The following is a 4,140-nucleotide window of genomic DNA, read 5'->3' on the forward strand; positions in this document are numbered from 1 at the left end:
GGGAGTTCGAGGGAGAGGCTGCGTGAGGTGGCGGCGGTGTCGCGCTCGGGGTCGAGGGGGCGGTTGCCGAGGAGTGGGTCCTCGGTCCCGAGCATCGAGGTCCATACGTCGAGCTCGGCGACACGGGCCTCAGAGGACGCCGCTTCCACCAGACCCTGGGCCCAAGCCCGGAACGAGGTTCCCACGGGCGGGAGTTCGACCTCGTCGCCGCTGCCGAGAGCCCGGTAGGCGGTGGCCAGGTCGGGCAGGACGATGCGCCAGGATACTCCGTCGATGACCAGGTGGTGGGCCATGAGGAGGAGGCGCCCGGTGGTGCCCTCGCCGGCGTCGAACCAGACGGCTTGCAGCACGACGCCGTTGTCGGGGTCGAGCGCGCCCTGGGCGGTTCGGGCCTCGTCGGCCATGAGGGTGCGCAGGGCGTCGCCGTGGATGCCGTTGGCGTCGACGCGGCGCAGGATGTCGGCGGCCTTGACGGCGCCCTTGGGCCGGATGGTGAGGGCCCAGTCGGCGCCCTCGGTCCGGGTGGTGCGCAGCCGCAGGATGTCGTGGTGGTCGAGGACGGGCTGGAGTGTGGCGGCGAGGGTGTCCAGGGTGGCCGTGGCCGGGGCCTGGACGACCATGGCCTGGTTGTAGCCGTCGACGGGGCCGCCGGTCTCGGCCAGCCAGTGGATGATCGGCGTGGCAGGAAGCTCACCGATGCCGGCGTCCGGGTCCCGCGGTGTGGAGTCGGCCTCGGTGTCGGCGGCCTGCGCCACCACGGCCAGCGCCTCGACCGTGCGGTGCTGGAAGACATCGCGGGGGGTCAGGACGAGTCCGGCGGCGCGGGCGCGGCTGACGAGCTGGATGGAGACGATGCTGTCGCCGCCCAGTTCGAAGAAGCTGTCGTCGATACCGACGGTGTCGAGACCGAGAACGTCCGCGAACAGACCGCAGAGCAGCTCCTCACGGGCGTCACGCGGGCCGCGGTCGGTGACGTGCTCGCTGAAGTCGGGGGCGGGCAGGGCCTTGCGGTCCAGCTTGCCGTTGGCCGTCAGGGGCAGCACGTCCAGAGCAACGAACGCGGCCGGGACCATGTACTCCGGCAGCACCTCCGTCATGTGGGCGCGCAGGGCGTCCGTGTCGAGGCTCAGGCCGGTGGTCGGCACGACATAGGCGACGAGCCGCTTGTTGCCGGGCTGGTCCTCGCGGACGACGACGGTGGCCTGGGCGACCGCGTCGTACGAGGACAGCGCCGCTTCGATCTCACCGAGTTCGATGCGGAAGCCACGGATCTTGACCTGGTCGTCCGCGCGGCCGTGGTACTCGAGCTCGCCGTCACCCGTCCAGCGCACGACGTCACCGGTGCGGTACATCCGGGCTCCCGGCGCACCGAAGGGGCATGCGACGAACCGCTCGGAGGACAGACCGGGGCGGCCGAGATAGCCGCGGGCCAGACCGTCGCCGGCGACATACAGCTCGCCCGGGACACCGGGCGGAACCGGACGCAGCCCCGCGTCCAGGACGTAGACCCGGAGGTCCGGGATCGCCTCACCGATCACACTGCCACTGAGAGTGGCCGCGCCGCGCCGGTCGAGGGCCCGGTACGTGACGTGCACGGTGGTTTCCGTGATGCCGTACATGTTGACGAGGGTCGGGGCGGAGTCCGGGTGGATCTCGTACCAGTCCTCCAGGCGCCGCAGATCGAGGGCCTCACCGCCGAAGACGACCGTGCGCAGGGCGAGTTCACCGGCGGCGCCGGGGTTTTCGCGCTCCTCCTGGATGAGCCGGTAGAAGGCGGACGGGGTCTGGTTGAGGACCGTCACCTTCTGGTCCGCGAGCAGGGCCCGGAACTCCTGCGTGGAGCGACTGGTCGTGTAGGGGACCATGACGAGCCGGCCGCCGTACAGCAGCGGGCCCCAGATCTCCCAGACGGAGAAGTCGAAGGCGTAGGAGTGGAACATCGTCCAGACGTCCTCGGTGCCGAAGCCGAACCAGTGCTCGGTCGAGGCGAAGAGACGCGTGACGTTCTGGTGCGGGATCATCACACCCTTGGGCCGGCCGGTGGAGCCGGAGGTGTAGATGACGTACGCCGGGTGCCACGGCGAGAGCGGGGTGATCCGCTCGGCGTCGGTGACCGGCCCGGCGGACTGCCGGCCCAGGGCGTCCACGACGGCCGGGTCGTCGAGGACCAGGCGTGCAGTGGTGTCCGCCGCCGCGGTGTCGAGGACGGCCACGGCATCCGTGGACGACAGCACGAGCGCCGGGCGGGCGTCCTGGAGCATGTACGCGATGCGGTCGGCCGGGTAGTCGGGGTCGACCGGAAGGTAACCGGCACCCGCCTTCAGTACGGCGAGCAGGGCGACGATCATCTGCTCGGTACGGGGCAGGGCAAGGGCCACCAGCTGCTCCGGGCCCACACCCCGCTCGATGAGGTGGCGGGCCAGGCGGTTCGCGTCGGCGTCCAGCTCCGCGTAGGAGAGGCTCGTCCCGTCGCCGGTGACCGCGATGGCCTGCGGCGTCCGCGCGGCCTGGGCCTCGAACAGCGCCACGAGGGTCGCCTCGGGTGCCGACCCCGCCTCCGGGTTCCACTCGACGAGGATCCGCTCGCGCTCCTCCGCCGACAGCACGTCCACCGCACTCACGGGGGTGTCCGGGTCACCCAGCACGCCGTCCAGCAGCCGTGCCCAGCGGTCCACGATGCTCTGGGCGGTGTCCGCGTCGAACAGGTCGGTGGCGAACTCGATGCCACCGCCGATGCCCGCCGGAGCCCCGTCGGGGCCGAAGCGCTCGACGAGCTGGAACGACAGGTCGAACTTCGCGATGTCCAGCTCCACCCCGTAGGGCGTCACCTCCGTGCCGGGGATCTCGGCCCGCACGGCGGCGTTGTTCTCGAACGACAACATGACCTGGAAGAGGGGGTGCCGGGCCAGGGAGCGCTCCGGGCTGAGGTCGTCGACCAGCCGCTCGAAGGGGACCTCCTGGTTGGCGTACGCCGCCAGGTCGGTTTCCTTCACGCGCTCGACGAGTTCGGCGAAGGTGGGGTTGCCGGTGAGGTCGGTGCGAAGGACGAGGGTGTTGACGAAGAAGCCGACGAGGTCGTCGAGTGCTTCGTCGGTGCGTCCGGCGATGACGCTGCCGATCGGGATGTCCTCACCGGCCCCGAGCTTGCCCAGCAGCGCCGCGACCGCGGCCTGCACCACCATGAACACACTCGCGCCGTGGGCATGGGCGACGTCCACGATCCGCTGGTGGACGGCGGCCGGCAGGTCCAGCGGAAGCGTCCGGCCCCGATTGGTGGCGACGGCGGGCCGCGGCCGGTCGGTGGGGAGTTGAAGCTCTTCGGGGATGCCGGACAGGGTGGTGCGCCAGAAGTCCAGCTGGCTGTTCATGACGCTCTGCGGGTCGTTCTCGTCGCCGAGTACGTCGCGCTGCCAGAGGGTGTAGTCGGCGTACTGGACCGGCAGCGGCTGCCATGTCGGAGCCGTACCGGCCAGGCGCGCCCGGTACGCGTCGGACAGGTCGCGGGAGAGGGGAGCCATCGACCAGCCGTCGCCCGCGATGTGGTGGACGACCAGCAGGAGTACGTGGTCGTCGGCGGACACGCGGAACAGATGTGCCCGGAGGGGCAGTTCGCGTGCGAGGTCGAAGCCCTGCTGCGACGCGGCCTCGACGTGCCCGGCGAGGTCATCGGCCGTCACGTCGGTGACGACGAGCTCGGGTACGGCCCGGTCACCGGTCAGGACCTCCTGACGGGGCCTGCCGTCGGTGTCGGGGAAGACGGTCCGCAGGCTCTCGTGCCGGGTGACCACGTCGGTGACGGCCGAATGCAGGGCGGCGGTGTCCAGCGTGCCCTGAAGGCGGACCGGGAGGGGAAGGTTGTAGGTGGCGTTGGGGCCCTCGAGCCGGTTGAGGAACCACAGGCGGCGCTGGGCCGCGGACAGCGGGATCTCCTCCGGCCGTTCCATGGTGCTCAAGGCCTGGCGCGAGGCACCGGCCGAGTCCAGCCGGCCCGCCAGTCCCGCGACCGTGGGCTCGTCGAAGACCGCGCGCACTGCGAGTTCCACACCGAGTTCGGTGCGGATGCGGCTGATGAGTCGGGTGGCGAGGAGGGAGTGGCCGCCGAGGTTGAAGAAGCTGTCGTCGATGCCGATGGTGTCGAGG

Annotated in this window: 1 protein-coding gene; it reads right to left on the reverse strand. The window is 71.1% G+C overall.

Features of this window, described 5'->3' with window-relative positions; genetic code table 11:
- Window positions 1–4,140 (reverse strand): non-ribosomal peptide synthetase (locus tag FHS38_RS34750; protein ID WP_184740587.1); only part of this gene is annotated, 4,140 nt, incomplete at both ends.

Source organism: Streptomyces netropsis, from assembly GCF_014203545.1.
Classification (GTDB): domain Bacteria; phylum Actinomycetota; class Actinomycetes; order Streptomycetales; family Streptomycetaceae; genus Streptomyces; species Streptomyces netropsis.